Annotated in this window: 22 protein-coding genes; 5 read left to right on the top strand and 17 right to left on the bottom strand. The window is 63.8% G+C overall.

The features are described 5' to 3' along the window. Positions 1-1,848: DUF4118 domain-containing protein (locus VHP37_31995; protein HEX2831000.1), on the top strand; the 1,848-nt coding region annotated here is incomplete at its 5' end. After that, positions 1,845-2,543, top strand: a complete 699-nt coding sequence (locus tag VHP37_32000) for a response regulator (protein HEX2831001.1) — start codon at positions 1,845-1,847, stop codon at positions 2,541-2,543. The genes VHP37_31995 and VHP37_32000, both read left to right, overlap by 4 nt. A gap of 749 nt (positions 2,544-3,292) precedes the next feature. On the opposite strand, the gene VHP37_32005 is transcribed toward VHP37_32000, so the two are convergent. Further along, positions 3,293-3,604 carry a hypothetical protein gene (locus VHP37_32005; protein ID HEX2831002.1) on the bottom strand — a complete coding sequence of 104 codons (312 nt, stop codon included), beginning with the start codon at positions 3,602-3,604 and terminating at the stop codon, positions 3,293-3,295. A gap of 203 nt (positions 3,605-3,807) precedes the next feature. On the opposite strand from VHP37_32005, the gene VHP37_32010 reads away from it, so the two are divergent. Next, the gene (locus VHP37_32010) at positions 3,808-4,767 is read left to right on the top strand and encodes a toll/interleukin-1 receptor domain-containing protein (protein HEX2831003.1); all 960 of its coding nucleotides are present in this window, start codon (positions 3,808-3,810) and stop codon (positions 4,765-4,767) included. 34 nt (positions 4,768-4,801) lie between these two features. Further along, entirely contained in the window at positions 4,802-5,071 is a 270-nt protein-coding gene (locus VHP37_32015; protein ID HEX2831004.1) for a hypothetical protein, read from the top strand. Positions 5,072-5,383: 312 nt separating this feature from the next. On the opposite strand, the gene VHP37_32020 is transcribed toward VHP37_32015, so the two are convergent. From VHP37_32020 to VHP37_32030, 3 genes are read right to left on the bottom strand one after another with little or no spacing between them, the layout of a single operon-like run. After that, entirely contained in the window at positions 5,384-6,352 is a 969-nt protein-coding gene (locus VHP37_32020) for a tripartite tricarboxylate transporter substrate binding protein (GenBank protein HEX2831005.1), read from the bottom strand. A 55-nt stretch (positions 6,353-6,407) separates the two neighbouring features. Further along, complete coding sequence (locus VHP37_32025) at positions 6,408-7,607, bottom strand: Xaa-Pro peptidase family protein (GenBank protein ID HEX2831006.1); 1,200 nt, start codon at positions 7,605-7,607, stop codon at positions 6,408-6,410. Between the two features lie 24 nt (positions 7,608-7,631). Next, entirely contained in the window at positions 7,632-8,723 is a 1,092-nt protein-coding gene (locus VHP37_32030; protein ID HEX2831007.1) for an aminotransferase class V-fold PLP-dependent enzyme, read from the bottom strand. A gap of 177 nt (positions 8,724-8,900) precedes the next feature. On the opposite strand from VHP37_32030, the gene VHP37_32035 reads away from it, so the two are divergent. Continuing rightward, positions 8,901-9,617 carry a GntR family transcriptional regulator gene (locus VHP37_32035; protein HEX2831008.1) on the top strand — a complete coding sequence of 239 codons (717 nt, stop codon included), beginning with the start codon at positions 8,901-8,903 and terminating at the stop codon, positions 9,615-9,617. 51 nt (positions 9,618-9,668) lie between these two features. On the opposite strand, the gene VHP37_32040 is transcribed toward VHP37_32035, so the two are convergent. From VHP37_32040 to VHP37_32100, 13 genes are all read right to left on the bottom strand, one after another. Then, positions 9,669-9,986: a hypothetical protein gene (locus VHP37_32040; protein ID HEX2831009.1), complete on the bottom strand. Its 318-nt coding sequence runs from the start codon at positions 9,984-9,986 to the stop codon at positions 9,669-9,671. Positions 9,987-10,021: 35 nt separating this feature from the next. Then, positions 10,022-10,327: a hypothetical protein gene (locus tag VHP37_32045; protein HEX2831010.1), complete on the bottom strand. Its 306-nt coding sequence runs from the start codon at positions 10,325-10,327 to the stop codon at positions 10,022-10,024. 482 nt (positions 10,328-10,809) lie between these two features. Further along, positions 10,810-11,238, bottom strand: a complete 429-nt coding sequence (locus VHP37_32050; GenBank protein HEX2831011.1) for a hypothetical protein — start codon at positions 11,236-11,238, stop codon at positions 10,810-10,812. Beyond that, on the bottom strand, positions 11,235-11,432 hold the full coding sequence (locus VHP37_32055) for a hypothetical protein (GenBank protein HEX2831012.1): 198 nt from the start codon (positions 11,430-11,432) through the stop codon (positions 11,235-11,237). The genes VHP37_32050 and VHP37_32055 overlap by 4 nt, the downstream gene beginning before the upstream one ends. A gap of 70 nt (positions 11,433-11,502) precedes the next feature. Further along, positions 11,503-12,492 (bottom strand): tripartite tricarboxylate transporter substrate binding protein, encoded by a 990-nt coding sequence (locus tag VHP37_32060; GenBank protein ID HEX2831013.1) that lies wholly within the window; start codon positions 12,490-12,492, stop codon positions 11,503-11,505. Between the two features lie 11 nt (positions 12,493-12,503). Then, positions 12,504-12,998, bottom strand: coding sequence for a MaoC/PaaZ C-terminal domain-containing protein (locus tag VHP37_32065; GenBank protein ID HEX2831014.1), 495 nt, complete (start codon positions 12,996-12,998; stop codon positions 12,504-12,506). 3 nt (positions 12,999-13,001) lie between these two features. Continuing rightward, positions 13,002-15,122, bottom strand: coding sequence for an acetate--CoA ligase family protein (locus tag VHP37_32070; protein HEX2831015.1), 2,121 nt, complete (start codon positions 15,120-15,122; stop codon positions 13,002-13,004). Next, positions 15,119-15,976: a hypothetical protein gene (locus tag VHP37_32075; protein HEX2831016.1), complete on the bottom strand. Its 858-nt coding sequence runs from the start codon at positions 15,974-15,976 to the stop codon at positions 15,119-15,121. The genes VHP37_32070 and VHP37_32075 overlap by 4 nt, the downstream gene beginning before the upstream one ends. A gap of 43 nt (positions 15,977-16,019) precedes the next feature. Then, the gene (locus tag VHP37_32080) at positions 16,020-17,384 is read right to left on the bottom strand and encodes a hypothetical protein (GenBank protein HEX2831017.1); all 1,365 of its coding nucleotides are present in this window, start codon (positions 17,382-17,384) and stop codon (positions 16,020-16,022) included. A gap of 39 nt (positions 17,385-17,423) precedes the next feature. Then, on the bottom strand, positions 17,424-17,759 hold the full coding sequence (locus tag VHP37_32085; protein HEX2831018.1) for a hypothetical protein: 336 nt from the start codon (positions 17,757-17,759) through the stop codon (positions 17,424-17,426). 43 nt (positions 17,760-17,802) lie between these two features. Then, a complete protein-coding gene (locus VHP37_32090; protein ID HEX2831019.1) occupies positions 17,803-18,771 on the bottom strand; it encodes a tripartite tricarboxylate transporter substrate binding protein in 969 nt (322 codons plus the stop codon). Beyond that, positions 18,768-19,880, bottom strand: a complete 1,113-nt coding sequence (locus VHP37_32095; protein ID HEX2831020.1) for a CapA family protein — start codon at positions 19,878-19,880, stop codon at positions 18,768-18,770. Before VHP37_32095 ends, VHP37_32090 begins: the two co-directional genes overlap by 4 nt. Positions 19,881-19,932: 52 nt before the next feature. After that, positions 19,933-20,907, bottom strand: coding sequence for a tripartite tricarboxylate transporter substrate binding protein (locus VHP37_32100; GenBank protein HEX2831021.1), 975 nt, complete (start codon positions 20,905-20,907; stop codon positions 19,933-19,935).

Below are 20,907 nucleotides of genomic sequence, written 5' to 3' on the forward strand. Positions count from 1 at the left end.
CGCGCGCCGGAAGCCGAGCGCGACCTCACGCTCTCGGCGCTGCGGCTCGCCGAAAGCCTCGGGGGAAAAAGCGTGGTGATCGGCGGGGGCGACGTCGCGACAGCGGTGCTCGACTTCGCGCGCGGGCAGAACATCACGCGCATCCTCGTCGGACGCCCGCACCGTCGCGGATTGCGCAAATGGCTCGTGGGGTCGACCGCCGACCGCGTCGTGGCCGGCGCGCACGACCTCGACGTCTCGATCGTCGGCGCGCAAGAGCGGCCGACGACGCTTGCCGCGACGATGATCGCACGCACGCGCGAAGCGCTCGATATACGGCGCTCCGACAAGCTGCGCTGGCCGCGGTACGCCTACGCCGGCGTGGTCGCGACGGTCGCTACTCTGATCGGGTCGACCATGCACGGCGCGTTCGAGCTCTCGAACATCGTGATGGTGTACCTGCTCGGCGTCGTCGCGGCGGCCTTCTTTCTGGGACGCGGCCCTTCGATACTCGCGGCCGTCCTTTGCGTCGCCGCTTTCGATTTCTTCTTCGTCCCGCCGTATCTCACCTTCGCCGTCTCGGACACGCAATACCTCGTCACTTTCGGCGTCATGCTCGTGGTCGGCCTCGTAATAAGCGAGCTGGCCGCCCGCGTTCGGCTGCAGGCGCGCATCGCCGGCTATCGCGAAGAGCGTGCTTCCGCGCTCTACGACATGAGCCGCGAGCTCGCTGCGACCGACAAGCTCGAAGTGATCGTCGGCATCGCGGTGCGCCACGTATCGGACGTGTTCGCAAGCCAGGTCGTGCTGCTGCTGCCGGACGCCGACGGGCGCATGCGCTATCCGAAGGCCCAAAGCGGATACGGCTCGCTGCATGGCGCCGATCTCAACATTGCGCAGTGGGTGTACGACCACACCGAGCCCGCGGGACTCGGCACCGATACGCTCGCCGGCAGCGACACGCATTTCGTGCCGCTCGCCGCGCCGGGCAGAACGATCGGCGTGCTCGCTCTGCTCCCCGCGAACCCGCGCCGACTCTTCGTGCCGGAGCAGCGCCGGCTACTCGAGACTTTCGCGGGCCAGATCGCGGTGGCGATCGAGCGCGCACAGGTGGCGGAGTCGGCCCGCGCCGCCGAGCTCCGCGCGCAGACCGAGAGCGTGCGCAACGCACTCCTCGCCGCGATCTCGCACGAGCTGCGCACGCCGCTCGCCACGATCCTTGGCGCCTCCTCGACGCTCGCCGAATCCGACGCGCTGTCGGATGCAGCGCGACGCGAGCTCGCGCGGAACGTGTCCGAGGAAGCGCGCCGCATGAGCGACGTCATCGCGAAGGTGCTCGACCTCGCGAAGCTCCAGGCAGGTGCGACACGAGTCCAGCTCGAATGGCAGCCGGTCGAGGAAGTGGTCGGCGCCGCGCTGTCGCGCCTCGCTGCGAGGCTCGCGCGGCATCACGTGACGACGGCGCTGCCGGCGCGAACCAAGCTCGCCCGGTTCGATTCACTGCTGATCGAGCAGGTGCTCGTGAACCTGCTCGAAAACGCAGCCAAGTACTCCCCCGAGGGCGGACACATTAATGTCGGCGCGGATTTCCGCCATGGCGAGCTGGTCGTCACCGTCACCGACGACGGCCCGGGGCTTGTTTCAGGCGAGGAGGCGAAGATCTTCGAGAAGTTCTACCGCGGCGCCGCGGGCGGCGGCCCGGGCGGCGTCGGCCTCGGTCTCGCGATCTGCAAGGCGATCGTCGAAGCACATGGCGGCACGATACGCGCCGAGAACATCCCGGCGGGCGGCGCGATGTTCGAGTTCACCATCCCGCAGGAAGGCGTAGCGCCGGTCGTCGAGCGCGAGCTCGAAACGGAGGCGCATTGAGCGCGCCGAAGGCGGTCGTGCTCGTCGTCGAGGACGAACCCGCCATCCGCCATTTCCTGCGCACCGCGCTGGGCGCGGAAGGATTCGAGGTGATCGACGCGGAAAATGCAGCGCGCGGCCTTACGCTTGCGGCCAATAGCAGACCGGATTGCGTGATTCTCGATCTCGGCCTGCCGGACCTCGACGGCGTGCAGTTCCTGAAGAAACTGCGAGAGTGGAACACCGTTCCGGTGATCGTCCTTTCCGCGCGCTTACAGGAGGACGACAAGATCGCCGCACTCGATGCCGGCGCCGACGACTATCTTACGAAGCCTTTCGGTGTAGGCGAGCTCCACGCGCGGCTGCGAGTGGCGCTCCGTCACGGGTCAGCAACCTCGCCGCTCCCGCAAAGCCCAATACTCGAGGCGGGCGACCTGCGCGTCGATGTTGATCAACGGCGCGTTATGCTGGGAAATGCGGAGATTCACCTGACGCCGATCGAATATCGCCTGCTCGTGACGCTGCTGAAGCATCACGGCAAAGTGCTGACCCACAGTTTTCTGCTCAAAGAGGTGTGGGGCGCCGCCTACGCCGATCGGCCCCATTACCTTCGCATTTACATGGCTAACCTGCGGCAGAAGCTGGAACCCGATCCCGCTCAGCCGAGACGTCTGCTGACCGAAACGGGCGTCGGGTATCGCTTGGTGGACCCATGACTCGCGGCGGCAGCGATGGACGTACGCCAACATCTTCCGAACGTTGGGAGTAAGCGCTCGGGGCCGCTGCGGAGAGAGTGGATTCGAAGATTCGCCCTGCGCTGCCGCCACCGCGTGTCCCGCAGCATTTCGGACGGCGTGCCGCCCGAAACAGGCCGCAGCGTCTTTTCACTACACGAGGCTCGCGCCGCTCGGCGCTGCCACTCGAAAGCACCCTCTTATCGCCAGCTTTTGCGTGGTGTCAGATAGACGCCGCTTGAACACGCCGCAGCCACGAGCACATACTCACATCGAGACGAATCGCGTCGTTCAACCAAGCACAGGAGGCACCTGATCACACATAGCTGACGAAGGATGCGCCGATCAAGACATCGACGTTTACACTCGACAGCACGTTCGTAAATAACGAAGCCGCTAATGACTGGAGGTACGCTAACGCGTTGATCTGACTGGAGGCGGGGGTCACAACCGAATCGCGGAGCTAACCTGTTGAATGCGTGCCCTTCTCTGCCTCGGTGGGCGACCCGGTTACCCCAACAGTTACCCCGCACAGCACAGCCCTCCATCGCGGGCATTCGGACGCCCTGGCTGCTGAGGTTCGCGGAGAAGGTGTCTGCCTCGATATGCTGAGGATCGCACGGTGCCGCGACATACATCTACTTCGGGAAAGCGGACGCGAGCCACCTCAGCGGCACGTCGCCACGCGTAATCGAGGACCCGGCCGCGGTCGCGTAATTCGCCGCCCAGGATTAAGCGGTTAGTCGTCGAAGTTGCTTGAGAAAAGCAACGACCTCGCCGCCAGTGAACCGGTCCGACGACAACCCTTTGCTTTCCCACAGTTCGAAGATCCGTGCTTCGTTGGCATTCGGAGCGCGACCGCCGCCACCCGTCCCGCCACATGCTGCCGTAGCAAGGCGCAGGTTGAGGCCGCTGGTATTAATAGCAACCTCAACGCATACAGGTTGGCCGTCGCCCCGTCTACGGTTCAGCTGATCAGTAATCCAACTTTCGGACGCATCAGCCAATGCCCGTGTTTCGGTCCCGATTCTCAGTGTGATCATGTCGTCCCCTCGTGCCGAATGCCTCGAATATAAGCACAGGGGGTGGCTCATAGGATGAGCTACTCAATATTTTGCGCTAAAGAAACTTGCTTATCTAGAGACGAGAGCGCGACAGCACAAGCTACCCGATAACAATCAAATCGCGGACCTCGGCGGCGTTAAAATTCGGGCGGCTGCACCGTTCTTGGAGAGGCCTGAACAAAATGTCGCAGATTTTCTTTTCCTACGCTCACGACGATGAGCAACACCGCGATCAGCTGGAGAAGCACCTCGCGTCCCTGCAGCACGAAGGCTTGATCGAGTCCTGGCACGACCGCCGTATTCTCGCCGGATCGGGCTTTGATGCCGAAATCGACACTCACCTTGAGCAGGCTGACGTTATTCTTCTGCTGGTCAGCTCAAGCTTTCTAGCCTCCCGCTATTGCTATGGAATCGAGATGCAGCGCGCAATGGCTCGGCACGCGTCCGGAGACGCAGTAGTGATACCCGTCATCGTACGTCCATGCGATTGGCAAAAAACTCCGCTCGGCAAACTTCTGGCCGTTCCCCGCCATGGCAAGCCGATTACAACCTGGTCGAATTTCGATGAGGCGTACGCTGACGTCGCGCGAAAGGTCCGCGAGGTTATAGAACACCTGGGAAGTTCCCGCGGAGGACAGCACAGCATTGCCGACACGCCGCCCCGCGAATTTGCGTCTCGGCCAGTCGCGAGTTCGTCACCGAGGCGCTCGAGCAACATGCGACTTCGGCAGGTATTTTCCGAAGCCGACAAGGACAACTATCTGCACGATTCGTTCGAGTTAATCGCGCAGTTCTTCGAGGCGTCTTTGCAGGAACTGCAAAGACGCCATTCCGACGTAGAGTGCAGGTATCGCCGAGTGGACGCGAACAACTTCACTGCGGCGATCTATCGATCCGGCAAGAAAGAAGCGGAGTGTGGCATACGGCTGGGCGGCACTTTTAGAGAAGACGGCATCTCCTACTCGCGCGAGGCCTCTGCACGCTCCAACAGCTTTAACGAAATCCTGACCGTCGAGCATGATGACCAGACCTTGTTTCTCAAGGCCATGGGGATCTTTTCTCAAGCCAAGCGTGACGACAAACTCTCGACGGAGCAGGCGGCAGAGTACTACTGGCAGATGCTCATCGAACCGATGCAATAGTGGTAGTTACACTCGCACAGACGGGAATAACGAAATGGCCAAGATCAATGAAGATCGCGTTGAGCTTTACAACGTACCCGATATTGCGGATCAGACGCTCTTGCTGATCGTAGTCGGGAAGCACTCGGAATACATAGCCGCCGCGGAGTCCTTCTTGGTGGTATTTGTTGACAAGTTGATGTATCGAGCCGAGCAGCTTCGCGTCGGCTTGCCCGGTCAGTCGTCGATGTATGTAGGAGGCTTACCTCGTCACGTGACGGCCGAGCGGTTCTCCCAGCACGCACGACGGCGCGCATTGCGTTAGGTGTGACCTGCTCCCTTCGACGACACCACCAAGAAGTTAGTAAAGTCCGTTCCTGAGGGAGGCGGACGTGAAGAAGAAGCGCTACACCGAGCAACAGACATCGGGCTACCGGCCTAACGACTAAGGATCGAACCGGCTGCCGGTCCTCTGTTCAATGCCGCGGTGACTTGTCGTTCCGCGCGTCGATCTCGGCGCCAAGCACAGCGAAGCGTGCCCGTTCGTGCTTGTCGCTCAACTCCATCCACCGGGTCCCGCCTTCATGATCGCCGCGGTCACGTCCACCGGCAATCCATCCGGTTCCGGCAGGCTCTCTTACCGCGGTTTGATCGCTGCGGCTTTCACCAGCTTTGCGTACTTCGCAAGATCGCTCTTGATGACATTGGCGAACTCTTCCGGGGTGCTCCCGACCAGCTCGCTGCCACCTTTCGTCACGAGCACGTCGATGACATCGGGCATGTGCAGCGCTCGAACGACCTCTCGGTTCAATCTCTGCACAATCTCCTTCGGAGTTCCAGCCGGCGCCACGACCGCTTGCCATTGAGTCAGCTCAAACCCCCTCAGCCCGAGTTCATCAAGCGTCGCGATCGCTGGCAATGCCGACGCACGCTTGAGTCCGGTCACACCTAGCGCCTTGATCTTGCCCGCCTGCAGTTGCGGCACCGAGGTGATCACCGTGTCAAACATGTAATTGATCTGGCCGCCCAGGAGAGCGCTCAGAGCTGGCCCGCTCCCGCTGTATGGGACGTGAATTGACTTCGTGTGCGTCATGAGATTGAACAACTCGCCAGAAAGATGGTTACCGCCGCCTATCCCGGTCGACCCGTATGTCATGGCACCGGGCTTTGCCCTGACGGATGCAATGAAATCGTTCAGTGAGCTGACGGGCATATTCGGGGGAACCACGAGCACGTACATGTACGACGTGGCAAGCGTGATCGGGGCAAAGTCTTTGACCGGATCGTACGGAACGCTTTCGTAGAGCACCGGGTTTATGGTCATGGGACCGCTATTGCCCATGAGCAGGGTGTAGCCGTCGCCCGCCGACTTCGCGACGAGCGCCGTGCCTATCCCTCCATTTGCACCGGCCCGATTGTCTACCACCACCGGCTGTCCCAAGGCGTCGCCAAGCTTCCTGCCGATCGTGCGTGTGAAGATGTCGCAATTGCCGCCGGGAGCGTAAGGACAGATAAATCGAATCGGACGGGAGGGATATGTAGATTCGCTGGCCCCGGCAACCCCGGCCGAGATCAACAACACGGCCGCCAAGTATCGAACTTTCATTTGTACCTTTCGGAATCGCGTTATGTCAAAGTGATCGAGCCCCGGGCGCAAAAAGTCAGTCACGGATGCGTAGCTCTCGAGGCGTGATCGTCAAGACTTCGACGCCGTCGTGCGTGACCATCCACGTCTCGCTATTGCCGATACAGCCGAGGCCGGGAACGAGTACCCACGGCACCGTATGAAACACCGTGTTGGGTTCCAGGACTCGGGTGTCGCCAGCCTTGATATCCATGATCTCGCCCTCGCCCCATGTGGGCGAAAAGCTCGCGCCCATCGAATACCCCGTTCGATGCAGCCAAAACCGCCCCAGTCCGGCTTTCTCCACGACTGCGCGTGCGGCTCTGTCGACTGCTCCAGCCGTGACGCCTGGCCCTGCGGTATCGAGGATGGCATTCAGAGCGCTCACCATGACGGCCGAAATCTTTGCCAAATCCGCCGACGGCTTCCCGATCGCGGTCGTTCGCATGATTGGTGCGCCATATCGGCGCACAAATGCGGAGCCTTCGTACCATACCGACGTTCCCTCCCTCAACGTTCGACCTTCCGTCAGACACCTTCGCGGAGGGTCTCGATATCCCGCTACGACGATCGGCTGCGCGCTCACGTAGTCACTACCTGCACGCACCATCGTGTTGTAAGACGCCGCCATGACGTCGCTCTCGGTTTTCCCGGGAGTCATCTCGTTGAATGCCGCCTCGAACCCCAGCACCGATAACTTGGCGGCGCTTCGGATCGCCTGCAGCTCGGGTTCTGATTTGTACAATCGGCATTTTTCGACCAAGCCGAAACTCGGCACCAAGCGAGCATTGGAGAATGTGGCGCGCAGCCGATCATAGAAAGCTGGGGGCATTCCCAGATTCTGATGGTCATAGCCGATTGAAGCGGTCGAGCCGGCAATGCGCTTCAATGCATCCAACGTCGCGGCATGCATGTCGTCAGTGTCCTCGACCGGCGTCCCTGCTTTCGTCCACGACAACCCCAGCACGGCCGTGAACCAGAGCTTGCGAAGCACAAAATGAGGCTCGCCGTTTCTCGGCACAATCAGGCACTGAAACCGATCCTGTCCCGAATTCTGATAGCCCGTCAGATAGTGAATGTTGATGCACGTCGTCACGAGCAACACATCGACGCCAGCTGCATCCATGTTCTCGTGCAAGACGTGGAGCCGGCGTTGATACTCTGATGCCGGAAATGCAAGCTCGTCTTCGTAGCGCGCCGCTTCAGCAGGCACAATGCGATCTGGATCGAAGCTCATTCGGGTTCTCTGGTAGGTTCGCGGTTAATTTAATACCGACAGAAGCAAATCGATCTCTTGCGGTGTGTTGTAGAAGTGCGGCGATACGCGGACGTGGTTCTCGCGCACGCTCGTTACAACGCCGCGCGCAAGCAAAGCATCGACGCACTCCTGAGCGGGCCTGCGAGGATGCTTGAACGCGACAATCTGCGATCTCAGGCCTGACGTTTTCGCTCCGCCGAACACGCTGCATCCCATGCGGGACAAACCCACTCGCAACCGATCGCCGAGCTCCACGACGGCATCCTCTACTGCGGGTATACCCACCTCCATCAGCAGGCACTGACTCGCGGTCGCTCCGCCTATCGCGTGAAAATCGAGAATTCCTGACTCGAATCGCGCCACGCAATCACGCGGCTGCAGAACGTGATCGAAATAGGATTCCCGAGGTTCTCGCGTTCTGACGCCTGCGGCAGTGAGTCCTGTCGCGGCGGAAAGTCTCTCGCTCATATAGAGCCAGCCGACGCCCTGTGGGCCGAGCAGCCACTTGTAGCTTTGAGTGACCAGCGCATCGACAGGCAACGATCCCACGTCGATATCGAGAGCGCCTACCCCCTGCATCCCGTCCACCACCAGAAATATGTCGCGCTTCCGGCAAGCCTCTCCAAGCGCACGCAAATCGAGTCTGAATCCGCTGCTGAACTGTACCCATGACGTTGAGATGACGCGGGTCCGACGGTTACAGGCGTCGAGCAGCGTATCGATCGACACTTGTCCATCCGGACACGGTATCCGCCGCAGCACAACGCCTTTGTCTCTCAGCACGACCCACGGGAGCACTGCGGAAGGAAATTCGATGGCGGGCGCTACCACCTCGTCTCCGTCCCTCAGGTCAAGCCCGGAAGCGATCATGCTGATGCCTGCCGACGTGCTCGGGACATATGCAATCTGGCGTGGCGACGCGCCTGTCAGCTTGGCAAAGCGGCCCCGTGCGTCCTCGGCCGTCTCGTGAAGTTGCGGATGGTCGAGGGAACCGCGCCGCGCCTGCGAGCCAAGACTCGCGGTCATCGTCTCCAGCGCCGGGCACGAAAGCGGCCCGACGCTGGCGTGGTCGAGATATGCGTACGAAGCCGTCACCGGGAATTGCTCTCGCCAGCTCGTATGACTCTGTGCCACAGGTAATCCCGAGTAAAAATCCGATTACATATTACATGTAAAATGCACGCATGGCTCAGGAACATCCCGATGGGATCAGGCGCTGCAAAATGATGGTAGTGGGTCAACCCCCGAGCCTTCCTCATTGATCGGCCACCGATGGAACGAATAGACACGACCGGCAGAATCTCGGATACCGTCTACGGCATCCTGCGTAACGCCATCCTCTCGCACGAGTTGAAGTCGGGAGAGTCGCTCAGCATTCCGGAACTCGCGCGTAAGCTGGGCGTCTCGCGGACGCCAGTTCGCGACGCGGTTCTTCAGTTGGTAGCCGAAGGGTTAGCCGCAAGCGAGCCCAGAAAAGGTGCCACGGTACTGCACCCGGACGAAGAATCGCTTCTCGCGATTCACGAGGTGCGCGAAGTGCTGGAGGGGCTTTCTGTCAGGCGCGCGGCCCAGGCGATCAGTGCGTCGCAAATTCGACGTCTGGATCAAATTCTCAAGAACCAGGCAAAAGCCGTTGGGCAGAGCGATGTCACGCTTTTTTCGAGCACCGATGAGGCATTCCACGAGCTCATCGCGGACGTGAATCCCGAGCCTCGCCTCTCGCAGTTCCTGCGAATTCTGCGCGATCAGATGCAGTTGGCAGTCACCGTGGCCACCGCGAACCCCCAACACCTGCGCGAAGCCCACCGGGAGCACGTCGCGATCTTCAGTGCGCTGTCGAAACAAGATGCGAAAGCGGCGGAGCGCGCGATGCGGCTGCACATTTCACGTTCACGAGCCCGTGTCGCCAGTGCGCTGGCGGGCCCGGCTCTGAACACGGGGTCCGCACGCTCGGAAACGCCGCAAAATGCACGCAGGCGTAAGGGATGATCCTTCAGCCATCTCGATCTACCTCGTCTAGCGTGATGCCGGCAGTGCCAATCACAGTGTCCGTGAGCGTAGAGACGGGAACGTTGGCGTGCCGCCCGGCCACTGCCCCACCTCAGCAGAGATGACCGACTGGCCTGCGCCGTCCCGGAACATGCGCGTGAAGAGGATGGCAGAGTGCGCGGGCATTCCGACGGCCAGGCGACGCAATTCGTCCATGCTCAAACCGTCTAAGATGTCGGCGGATACACGCCCGCGCGCCGCCTCCGCTGCAGCACGCGCACGCTGGATCGCACGGCGATCGACGGCAGCTGTCCCCCCGACGATAACGATGCGCCGCAAATCGGGATGGAGCCTCAGCACGAGCTCCATCGTTGCACCCGCGTTCTGGCGTTGCGCGAACCCGCTCACGAGGGGCCTAGGCCGCGCATGTCGAGGTCTTCCTCGGTAAGACCGACAACGACGAGAATCACGACGTCCGGCGGATCGCGCGCATATTTGGCGTTCAGATATTCGGTGAAAATCTGCTGCGAGCGCTCCGGCTGCATCCGGATAACGTCAAGGTTCTCGGCGTGCGTCTCGGTACGCACCTTCAGTGCGCCCAGCGCTTTGAGTATGAGCTGGTCGACGAGGACGAACCCGGGCGCGAGGCGGCTCTCGGTGGAGATGATTAGCACCCGGCACCCGATTCTGGCTGGCGCACCGGAGGCCACTATGCTGCACGAAGCTCACGCGGGGACTGGAACTAGGCATGTGCGCAGGTTTTGAGCGCGCTACGTTGCGCCACTCGAAAGCAGGCCCATTGTCACGGGGTTTTACATGGTGTCGCCTGGACGCAGCTTGAACACGCCTGAGCGACAAGCACATACTCACATCGGCACGACGAACGTCCTTCAACAGGACAGGAGGCGCTGCACGACACCTAACGCAGTAAGCCTCGATCACAAGATCGATGTTCGCGCTCGAAAGTTCTTCGAAAAATCGGACGCGCGGTAAGCGGAGGCGCGCTAGCGTGGGCAGCGTAGTGGGAATTTGCACGCACGCGCCGCTCGCAACGGACACCTCGGGCACGAACGGATGCGAGCCCCGCACGTCGGACGCGCACTCGAAACCCATGGCGGCTTCCAGCCCGAACGCGGCTTCATTCATCTGCCAGCCCGCGGCACCGTGAACGCCCGGCGCTTCGCCGAAGATCTCACCGAAGGCGTCTATGCCGCACTGCAGCTCGTGCCGCGACCAGCTGGCATCGCGCCGCGCCACGAAATCCTTGCCACTTCACGTGATCGTAGGCGTGCAGGCCGACGTCGAAGCCGTCCGTGCGCACGTGCCGCATGAGCGCCGCACACGCTCGGCCGATGTGCGGCCCGGGAAGCAGTGTCCCGTAGAGCAGCGTGCGCAGCCCGTAGTGCGACAGCACCGATGTCCGCGAGACTTTGCGGACCAAGCCCGGTTTAAGCACACGGCGCAGCGCCCGGCCGGTATGGTCGGGGCCGAAGCTGAACAGAAAAGTGGCCTGAGCGCCGATGTCGCCGAGAAAGCGCGCGATCGCCGGCACGCCTTCGCGCGTACCGCGCAGCGTGTCCACGTCGATCTTGAGCGCGAGCAGCGGCTTCGCCGCAATCACACCGCGCTCCGCCTCCGGTGCGGTGTCGGTTCTGCCGTCATCGCGAGGTGCGGCGCGCCCATGAGATCGTGCAACGCCGGCAACTCCGGGCCGTAATCCTCGAAGAGCCGCATCAGCGTCTCTTCCATGCCCACGCGGGGTGTCCAGTCGAGATCCGCGCAGGCGGTGTCGATCTGCGGCCTGCGGTTCAGCATGTCCTGGGTTGCATGCGGACGCCTGAATCCCGTGAGCGCATCGTGCGCTCGTGATGGTTGGTGTCGATCCCTACGGCCGAAGGCCGAGCGTCTTTATGATCTTTCCGAACTCCTGGAGCTCGCGCCGGATCTTCGCTTTGAACTGTTCGGGCGTGCTCGCTACCGGGTCGGAGCCGAGCAGGGTGAGCTTCTGGCGGGTGTCGTTCTCCTTGAGCAGCTTCGCCGTTTCGGCGTAGAGGTGCTCGACGATTGCGTGCGGGGTCGCCGCGGGCGCCAGCAGCCCCTGCCACACGCTCACGTCGATCCCGTTGACGCCGGCCTCGCTGAATGTCTGGACCTCCGGCAGATACGGCAGACGCGCGGGCGCCGATGTGGCGAGAACTTTCAGCTTGCCGCTTTTCAGCTGCGGAATCGTCGCGGTGGCCGTCGCGAAAGCGACCTGTATTTCTCCCGACAGCAGCGCGACCTGGACTGCGGCGCCGCCTTTATAGCTCACGGAGACCAGACTCTTCGCGATGTCCGTGCGGTGCTTGAAGATCTCAGTCGCGAGGTGGGTGGCGCTGCCGATCTGCGTATAGCCCGAGGTCAGCGTACCCGGCTTCGCCTTGCACAGCGCGATCAGCTCCTTGACCGAGCTCGCCGGGACCGAGGTGTTCACCACCAGCATCAGCGGCTGGTTCGCGATCTCGGTGATCGGCGCGAAATCCTTGACCGGGTCGTAAGGCAGCTTCGGCTGGAGAAACGGTGCGGTCGTGAACGTCGCATAGACGAAGAGGATCGTGTGGCCGTCGGGCTGCGCGTGCGCAACCAGCTCGGAAGCGATGATTCCGCCGGCGCCCGGACGATTGTCGACGACGACCGGCTTGTCGAATACCAGCGTCAGACCGTTGGCGACAAGACGCGCGACGCTGTCGTTGCTCGCGCCCGGCGCGGACGGCACGAGCAGGCGAATCGGCCGCAGCGGATAGTCGGCGCGTTGCGCGGCGTGGGTCGGCTGGGACGGGAGCAGCGCCGCGGCGGCTGCAAAACCAGCGTGCGCGGCAAATCGGATCGGCAGCATGGGCTCGCGTCCTAATAAAAAAATCGACCGACCTTGACGGCGGTCAGCCACGGTTTTTCCTGCCCCTCGACTTCGAGCCGGAACTCGACCTGCACGCGCAGCGAGCCGTCCGGCCGCTCCTCGACGCCGAGCAGGCGCGACAGCGCGCGCACGCGTGAGCCCGTGCGCAGCGGCTCGAGGAACCGGATGCGGTCCCATCCCTGGTTGAGCGAATACTTGCGCGGATAGCGGCCATACGCCGAGACGCTGCGGCTCAGACGCGGCAGGAGCGCGATGCCCATGTTGCCCGGCGCGATCGTCTTTCCGAACTTCGACTTTGCGGCACGCTCGGGATCGGTGTGCAGCCAGCCGGTCTCGCCGCTGATCGCGATGAATTCGTCGATCAGCTTCTGATCGATCGTGAACCAGTCGCCCGGCGCCGAGTCCTGCCCGACTTCCTTCCGCATGGCTGCGAGCACATCGTCCTTCGACGGTGCTTCCTTCGTTGTCGCTTCTTTCGTTGTCATTGGCTACCTCAGGACGATCAGTGCGTCCGCGGCGGCTACACCGCCGCCCTCCGGACGCACCAGAACGGGGTTGATATCCATTTCCGCGAGACGGTCGCGCAACAGCCATGCGAGCTCGGACACGCGCGCGAGAGTCTGCGCGAGGGCTTCGGTGTCGCGCGCAGGCTGGCCTCTGAGCCCGCCGAAAAGCGCGGCCCCGCGCAGCTCGCCGATCATCTCGCGCGCGGTCTGCAGGTCGAACGGGGCGATCCGGTAGGTCGTGTCGCGCAGCGTCTCCGCGAAGATGCCGCCGAGGCCGAACGCGACGACCGGGCCGAACGCGGGATCGTTGACCACGCCGACGATGGTCTCGATGCCGTCCGCAACCATCTCGGAAACGAGGACGCCCGCGAGCTTCGCCTGCGGCGCCGCTTTGCGGGCGTTGGCCACGACCTCCGCCGCAGCGGCGGCGAGCTCCTCGTCGCCCTCCACATTGAGCTTCACCGCACCGATGTCGGTCTTGTGCGCGATATCGCTGGAGGCGATCTTCACCGCAGCCGGAAACCGCATCCCGTCCGGCAGCGCAGTGACCTTGGAATCGACACGCAGCAGCACGTCGCGCGTCACGGCGATGCCGAATTCGGCGAGGATGCGCTTGGCTGCGTGCTCGTCGAGCGATCCCGGCAGGTCCGGCAGCGCAGGCCGCGGGCGCTCCGGCGGGCGATATTCCGCGGCCAGCCTGTCCTTGCGCTCGCGCGCGATGCTGAAGTCGGCGATTGCACGCATCACAGCCGCCATGCGGCGCGGCGTCGCGTAGACCGGAATGTTCGCGCTCTTCAGCACCGCCCGGCCGTCGACGGTCATCGCCGGCGGCAGCGCCGAGAACGTGTAGATCGGCTTCTCGAAGGGATTGCTGGAGGCGACGATCGCTTCCGAAGAGCTGACCAGGTTAGGCCCGCCGGCGGTCGCCATGAACAGACCCAACTGGTCGATTCCCGGATCGGCGAGCAGCGCTTCGATGCAATTGCGGAAGCGCTCGGCGTTCGCTTTCTTGTGAAAGCCGGCGGTGCAATCCACCGGGTTGTTGATCGACGCTATGCTCGGCAGGTTCTCCCTGAGCACCGAGCGCGTGTGCTCGGTGAGGGCGCCGAGCGTGAGCCCGTGATCGTCGGCCGCATCGGAGAAGCTCACGAGCGATCCGCCCGAGCCGCTCATCACCGCGACCCTGCGCCCGCTCGTGAAACGTCCGCCGACCAGACCCTGCAGGATGTCCACCGCATCGCCGATGTCGCGCGCTTCGATCACCCCGCACTGCCTGAACGCCGCTTTGTAGACGTCGTAGGAAGCGGTCATGAACGCCGTATGCGACGCTGCCGCGCGCTTGCCCTGGCTCGTATTGCCCGCTTTCACGACGAGCAGCGGCTTGCCCGCGGCGAGCGCGCGGCGCGCAGCGGCCATGAAGGCTCGTCCGTCCTGCACGCCTTCGAGGTACGCGAGGATCACTTTGGTCTCGGCGTCGTCGACGAACGCGTCGATGAGCTCGGTCACCTTGATATCGCTTTCGCCGCCACTCGCCACGAGGTACCGGAAGCCGATGCCCACGCTCGACGCCTGGATCACCATGCTGTTGCCGAAACCGCCGCTCTGGATCACCGCCGATACCGGCCCGGGCTGCAGATCCGGCGGACGCGTGATGCTGCCGAAGCTGCCGTACACCCGGTCGTGTATGTTCACGTAGCCGAGGCAGTTGGGGCCGATGATGCGCATGTTCCCGGCGCGCGCGGCGTCCAGCATCCTTCGCTCCAGCGCCTCGCCTTCGGGTCCCATCTCGCGGAATCCGCCGCCGACCACGACGGCGTAGCCGATCTTCCTGCGGCCGCACTGTTCCAATGCGCCGGGGACGAGCGCGGCCGGCAGCGCGATGACTGCGACGTCGCACGGCCCGTCGATGTCGTCGATCGAGGCGAAGCACTTCTGCTCGCCGATGCGCTCGTATTTCGGATTCACCGGGTAGATCCGGCCTTGGTAGCCGTGACGCTCGAGCGCATCGACGGTCTGGCGGCCCGGCCGCGTGATGTCGGTGTTGGCTCCGACCACGGCGATGCCCCGCGGATTGAACATGCGGAAAAAAGTCGATTCGCTCATTTGAGCGCCGCCGGCGCGGCTTCAGCGCCGCGCAGTTTGATGATCTGGTGATGGAAGATTTCCGCGCAGACTTCGCCGCGGCTGCGCACGGCGCAGTAAACCGTGAGCCAGTGGTTCTGTTTCTTCTCCCACTTGTCGATCGGCACGGTGAGGACCTGCACCGGGTCGCCGACGCGCAGCATGCGGCGGATCACCGCTTTGCCCGAGCTGTGCACCGCGCTCTCACCGATGAACTGGTTGTTGTACCCGAGCTGCACCTGGCGCAGGACGTGCGCGGGGTGCAGCGGCGGGCGCTCGCCTTCGCGGTATATCGCGAGATCGTCGCCGAGCACGCGAGTCCAGTGCGCGTTGTCTTCGGCGGTGAGAGTCGCATGCAGCGAGCGGTATGCCTTGCCGACGACGATGTTGTCCCACGTCCGCCGCAGCGTGACCGGCCCTTCCCACTCGTTGGGCGCAAGGTTCGCCGTGGGATCGAGCGGCGGAAACGGGTCCGGCACCGAGCTGGTGAGCTTCGCCGACACTTCGCCGCCGGCGGTTTCGTTGTACATCGTGACTTCGAATGCGCGCTCCGCCTCGCCGTCCGGCACCGCCAGCGTTTCGATGCGGATGCGGTCTCCCGCGCACACCGGCTTGATGAGCTTCACCTCGTTCACCGCGCGGCTCAGCCACGCTTCGCCGAGCGTGGCGACCAGCGCACGCGTCATGTAGCCGTAGAGGCCGACGCCGAGGACGAAAGCGCCGCGGAAACCGAGCTTCTGCGGCAGCGCATCCTCGTGCATTCGATTGTTCGACTTGTGTTCGGGCTGCTGCGCCACCGCGTGGTACGGCACTCCGATTTCGTATTTCTGGGTCATGCGTTCCTCTTCTTCGTAAGTCGATGCCCGGATGCGCCTTTGCTCATCCGCGTAGACGCTCGAGCCAGTTTTCGGGCAGCACCACTTTCCTGCTGGTGCGGCTGCCTTGCGTGTTGTTCGACATGTAACCGCGCGACTGATTGCGGTCGGCGTCCCCCGCCACGACGATGCCGATGTCCTCCGGGCGCACGATGAGCGGCACCGGCCGCTCCGGATCGTCCGACGCCGCGTAATACGCCGGGAGCGTGCCTTCGCGCACCAGCTGTGCGAGATCCATGGTCCAGGCGCCGGTCTGGTAGGCGAAGTGCTTCATCAGAGACGCGGGAATCGTCGCGCCTTTCCAGATGAAGCGGCGCACCTCGTCCTTCGACCATTCGCGCGCGATCACTCTGGCGACACCCGGGCCGATCACGATCAGGGGAAACCAGTAGCCGCGCTTGACGCCCGACTGCGCCCAGTACGCAAAGGTACGGCCGAGCACGTCGACGAACTGCTGCACGTGATTCACCGCGTTGTCGCCGGAGCTGTACACCGGCGGGCTCACGCAGTTCACGCTGGTGACGGTGACCACGCTGTCGTCCGGCGCGAAGCCGCTGTCCTCGCCGAACGAGCTCCAGCCGATCGCGCGCGCGCTCTCCTCGTCTTCCGCGAGCGCGACGAAAAAGCTCTGCGCGATGCTGCCTTTGTCGCCCGCGCCGGGCGGAATGCGGTAGCCGCAGATGTTGCGCATGTAAAGGCGCAGGAAGCGCCCGAGGCTGGTATTGGCCTGGCGCCCGACGCGCATCACGCCCTGTCCGCTGTTGAAATCGAGCTGCCTGACGATCGGGCCGCTCACGATGATCAGCGGCTCCCAGCCCGGCGTCGAGCCGGCATCCTCGATCCTGAAGTGCGGATCCGATATCGCTTCGATCAATGCAATGAGCACCGGCATGTATTCGGGACGGCACCCCGACATGACCCCGTGCACCGCGATGCTGTAGATGCTCGCCTCACGGCCCTCCTGAGGCAGCACGCGTATCACGTCGTCGGCACCGCGGTCGGTGAATGCGAGGAACGCTTCGACACGCTCGCGCGTCGGCGGCACGATCGGCAGCCCGTCGGTCCACAAGTGCCGATAAAAATAATCCTGGACTTCGTCGAAGCCGCCGCGCAGCACGACCTCCCACGGCCCCGGCTCCACGGCTTCGGGCTCGTCGGTGCTCCGCACGGCGCCGGTGAGACCGCTCAGCAGGCCGGGGACGAGGCTTTCCTCGACTTTGCGCCTGATCTCGTCTTCGCTGTCGACCATCGGAGGGCCCGGATAAACGCCCATGGGCAAAGGCACGCCGAGGCCCTTCGCGACGGTCTGCGCCTGTTTCACGAAGCCCGAACCGATGATCGAGGCCGTCGGTATGCCGAGTTTTTCCACCAGAGCCGATACCCGCAACACGGCGGGCGTGCAGCTGCCTCAGGCCCCGATGCCGACGATCGCGGCGTCGACCCCGTGCGCCTTCAGCTTCTCCGGCAGAGCCGAGAGGATCTCGCGATCGCGGGCGCCGTAGAAGTTGCCGAACGCGCTCGGATCGACGAAACGCACGCGCGGAAACTTCGCCTTGATGTGCTCTCGTACCAGTGGATAGATCGTCTCGCCGCGAAAGATGCCGTCCCAGATCTCGCAGACGGTCTTGTCGTTCAAATCGGCGAGCCGCGGCGCACCGGCGGTGGTGCCCGCGTTCTTTCTGCTCAAGGGCGAAAGCACGGCGTAATGCGGCTCGGCCGGCTGCGTGGGATTCTTTGCGTTCATGATCGGTCTCCGGGACGATTCGATGAGGATTGCGCTGGCGCGTCTACTGCGCACGGATGCCCCGCGATTTGATGATGGCGCCCCACTTGGTCATTTCGGAGGCTACGGTTTGCGCCAGGACCTGCGGGCTGCTCGCGACGACCTCGGTCGCATCGGCGAAGAGCGCCGCCCTGACTTCGGGCTTGTTGAGACCCGCGACGATCTCGCGATTGAGGCGCGCGACGATCTCCGGCGGCGTGCCGGCCTTGGCCATCACGCTGTAGATCGCAGCCGATTCGAACCCCGGCAGCCCGGCTGACGCGACCGTCGGCAGATCGGGCGCGAGCTCGGACGGCTTCGCGGTCGCGATCGCGAGCGCCCTGAGCCGCCCTGCGCGCACGTGCTTGAGCACCGAGAGGCCGAACATCATCTGCACGTTGCCCGCGATAAGGTCGACGATCGCCGGACCCGCACCTTTGTAAGGCACGTAGACGATGTCCACGCCGGCCATCGACTTGAACAGCTCCGCCGCGAGATGGATCGTCGAGCCTGCACTGCCGGCGGCGTAGTTGACCTTGCCCGGCTGGGACTTCGCCAGCGCGATGAGCTCCTGCACCGACTTGACCGGCAGTGAGGGCGTCACGACCAGGATATTGGGCGCCCTGACCGCGAGCGAGACCGGCGTGAAGTCGGCAACCGGATCGTACGGCACGCCCGACTTCAGCATCGGTATGGCCCAGAAGTTGTTGCCGATGAAAAGCAGCGTGTAGCCGTCGGCAGGCGCCTGCGCCGCCAGCTCCACGCCGATGACGCCGTTTGCGCCTCCGCGGTTGTCCACGACGACCGGTTGGCCCAGGGAGGTCGACAGCTCCCGCGAAATCAATCGCGCGACCATGTCGACCCCGCCACCCGGCGGCGTCGTGACGATCGCCCGGATTCGCTTGTCGGGGTAATCGCCCGGTGCGCCGTGGCAGATGCCGAGCGCCAGGCTCAGACATGCACCGGCTGCGACGACTGCGAACCGGCGCGTCACGAAGCCGCGTCCCGCACCACCACGGCATCGCCTTCGACCGCGAACGTGTGCGGGAAACCTTCCGAGGCCCAATCCATGTAATCGACGGCGTCACGGAAGCGCGGATCGCCCTGCTTCAGCACTTCGGGACGCAGCTGCTTGTCGATCAGCACAGGAAGAAACGAGGTTTCCTCGACGCCGTTCTTCCCGAACACCGCTTTTGCGATCAGGCTGCGCTTGGCATCCCTGCCGTAGGGAAGACGCGGATAGTCCGGATCGAGCTCGGCCGTGTAGCGTTCCTTGAAGACCTGCGCCTGGTGGGCGTTCTTTTCGTTCGCCGACATCATGAAGTTGCTGAGGCTGTAGAAGCACACCTTGCCGCCGCGGCTCTCGATCGCCTTCGGGACGTGGGCGTGATGGCCGAGGATGAGGTCCGCGCCCGCGCCGAACACCGCTTTCGAGACGATCTTCTGGTAGTCCGCGATCATTTTGGGGATGAAGTGAATGCCCCAGTGCAGCGAGACGACGACGGCCTGCGCCGACTTGCGCGCTTCGGCCACGTCATCGAGCAGATTGCGCAGGTCCTCTTCGTAAGGAACGGTAACGGTGCGCGGCGGCACGCCCGCCTGGTAGTCGAACGATTCGTAGTAGGTGTGCGCGCGCAGCGGCGCGACGCCGGGCTTGCTCTTCTCCGCGGTGTAGCCTTCGCGCAGCACGGTGCAGTAGGCGAGGAAGGCGATGCGGATGCCGTTGCGCTCGATGAAGGCGGGCTTTCTCGCCTCCTCGAGGTTGCGGCCCGCACCGACCGTCGCGATGCCTTTGCCGCGCAGCAGATCGATCGAATCGAGCATCGCTTCGGGGCCCCAGTCCATCGCGTGGTTGCTGGCGACCGACACGACATCGAAGCCGCAATCCTCGAATACCGACGCGAGCTCGGGCCTGACCCGGCTGTGCGCGCCGCCCGAGTGGAGCTGGAGCGCGCCGAGGTTCGAATACACGCGCTCGACCTGCGCGAAGCGCAGGTCCGCGCCGCGCAGCGTGTCGCGCGCGAGCGCGCTGTAGCTCGCCATCGGCTCGTGTATGGGTCCGACGTCTCCGACTGCAAGCAGAACGAGGCGATCGTTGGTCATGATGGCATTTTCTCCAGTGAGTAATGCGGTGGTTCGATCTGCGGCGCCCGGGTCAATCGGCCTTGGCGCCCGCGCGCTTCACGAGCGCGCGGTTGTCCTCGAGCTCGCGGTGTATGCGCGCCGCAAACTCGTCTGCGGGCCCGCTTTGCGGCTCGATGCCCTGCTTTACGAAAAGCTGCTTCGTTTCGGGCATGTTCACGATTTTGACGGCGATCGCGTTGTAGCGCGCGACGATCTCCGGCGGCGTTCCGGCGGGCGCGGCCAAACCGTGCCACGTCGTGCGCTCGTATCCGTGCAAGCCGGATTCGTCGAGCGTCGGAACCGACGGCAACAGCGGCGTGCGCTTCACACCCGTGACCGCGAGCGGCCGCACCTTGTTCGCATGGATGAGCGGCAGGGCGCCGGGCACGCTGGGATAGTTCATCTCGATCTCCCCGGACGCGGTGGCAGCGGCGCCCAGCGTGGCGCTGCGATACGGCACCGCCACGATCTTCACTTTCGCCATGGCGTTGAAAAGCTCGCCCGCGAGGTGCGAGGAGCTTCCCACGCCCGACGTGCCGTAGCTCAGCTTGCCCGGCCGCGACCGGGAGAACGCGATCAGCTGCTTCACGTCGCGCACCGGCAGCGACGGATGGACCACCAGGACGTACATGCCGTTGGCGAGCATCGAGATCGGCGCCAGATCGCGCTCGATGTCGTAGCCCAGATCGGGCTTCAGTGCGGGCAGTATGGTATCCGACGCCGTCATCAGCAGCAGCGTGTTGCCGTCCTTGGGCGACTTCGCGACCAGCTCGGTCGCTACCGATCCCGAGCCGCCCGGGCGATTGTCGACGATCACGCTCTGACCGAGCGCTTCGGACATCGGCTGCGACACGATGCGCGCGGTGATGTCCGCGCCGCTGCCCGCTGCGAAGCCCACCACGAGCCGTATCGGCTTGCCGAAGAGGCTCTGGCCCACCGCGCCGGTGCTCATCAGCAGCGCGGCGAGCGCGCCCGCCGGGACGACGCGAGACAGGCACCGTTGCAA

The organism is Burkholderiales bacterium (genome assembly GCA_036262035.1).
Taxonomy (GTDB): Bacteria; Pseudomonadota; Gammaproteobacteria; order Burkholderiales; family SG8-41; genus JAQGMV01.

Excerpts from the sequence above, each read along its gene's own strand:
- VHP37_32055 (HEX2831012.1), bottom strand. The coding sequence starts at position 11,432 with ATGCTGAACCGCAGGCCGCAGATCGACACCGCCTGCGCGGATCTCGAC.
- VHP37_32070 (HEX2831015.1), bottom strand. The coding sequence starts at position 15,122 with ATGAGCGAATCGACTTTTTTCCGCATGTTCAATCCGCGGGGCATCGCC.
- VHP37_32020 (HEX2831005.1), bottom strand. The coding sequence starts at position 6,352 with ATGAAAGTTCGATACTTGGCGGCCGTGTTGTTGATCTCGGCCGGGGTT.
- VHP37_32060 (HEX2831013.1), bottom strand. The coding sequence starts at position 12,492 with ATGCTGCCGATCCGATTTGCCGCGCACGCTGGTTTTGCAGCCGCCGCG.
- VHP37_32025 (HEX2831006.1), bottom strand. The coding sequence starts at position 7,607 with ATGAGCTTCGATCCAGATCGCATTGTGCCTGCTGAAGCGGCGCGCTAC.
- VHP37_32065 (HEX2831014.1), bottom strand. The coding sequence starts at position 12,998 with ATGACAACGAAAGAAGCGACAACGAAGGAAGCACCGTCGAAGGACGAT.
- VHP37_32085 (HEX2831018.1), bottom strand. The coding sequence starts at position 17,759 with ATGAACGCAAAGAATCCCACGCAGCCGGCCGAGCCGCATTACGCCGTG.
- VHP37_32035 (HEX2831008.1), top strand. The coding sequence starts at position 8,901 with ATGGAACGAATAGACACGACCGGCAGAATCTCGGATACCGTCTACGGC.
- VHP37_32040 (HEX2831009.1), bottom strand. The coding sequence starts at position 9,986 with ATGGAGCTCGTGCTGAGGCTCCATCCCGATTTGCGGCGCATCGTTATC.
- VHP37_32015 (HEX2831004.1), top strand. The coding sequence starts at position 4,802 with ATGGCCAAGATCAATGAAGATCGCGTTGAGCTTTACAACGTACCCGAT.
- VHP37_32075 (HEX2831016.1), bottom strand. The coding sequence starts at position 15,976 with ATGACCCAGAAATACGAAATCGGAGTGCCGTACCACGCGGTGGCGCAG.
- VHP37_32010 (HEX2831003.1), top strand. The coding sequence starts at position 3,808 with ATGTCGCAGATTTTCTTTTCCTACGCTCACGACGATGAGCAACACCGC.
- VHP37_32095 (HEX2831020.1), bottom strand. The coding sequence starts at position 19,880 with ATGACCAACGATCGCCTCGTTCTGCTTGCAGTCGGAGACGTCGGACCC.
- VHP37_32005 (HEX2831002.1), bottom strand. The coding sequence starts at position 3,604 with ATGATCACACTGAGAATCGGGACCGAAACACGGGCATTGGCTGATGCG.